The following is a 606-nucleotide window of genomic DNA, read 5'->3' as shown; positions in this document are numbered from 1 at the left end:
CGGAGATCACCTGCACCCAGGCATCATCAACGACCGTCCTCACCGGACAGACATCGGGGTTACGAGACGTCCCTTAGCCAGGGAGATCATAGCCGGGCACCTCGGAACCAGTTGGATAGAAAAAAACATTATCGCCGCGAACGCAAAGAGTCAGAGAGACAGGTTTTTAATCCCGGGCGATCATCGCACCCTAAAAGCCTTGTCGATTCACCGCATTCGCGAACTGGCCCGACGGTTGTATCAGCTGCAAAGCTATCCGTGGTTTGAAGCCGTGCTTGACGGCGTGCGGACTCGCGAACTGAGTGGCGCAGCATTCGAGCTGGACGTACTGTGGGCGCTCCAGATCGCAAGTCTGCGGGTGGAAACGCGCCGCGAGAGCGGAGTCAAGGGTGCCGATTACGACTCCTTCGCCCTCATGGGCGAGCACCTCGTGCCCGTGGAGGCCAAAGCGAAAGACGACGTAACGGCATGGTCTGCGAAGTCTGTGATCAACACGGTGAAGAGCGCAGCAAGACAGCTACCGAAGGGCCACGGCCCCGGCGTTGTTCGGGTGTGTCCGGTTTGATCATGGTTTGTTAGATGCCGTAGGTGGCGAAGACGTCGCGG

The 606-nt window shown here is 58.7% G+C and carries 1 protein-coding gene; it reads left to right on the top strand.

Features of this window, described 5'->3' with window-relative positions:
* On the top strand, positions 1-565 hold a 565-nt coding region (locus AC1WTP_RS34470), incomplete at its 5' end, for a hypothetical protein (RefSeq protein WP_481653386.1).
* Between the last annotated feature and the right edge of the window lie 41 nt (positions 566-606).

The sequence above is a fragment of the Micromonospora sp. R311 genome (assembly GCF_056780015.1).
Note: the sequence above shows the minus strand (reverse complement) of the source record. Positions and strands in the feature narration are given on the sequence as shown.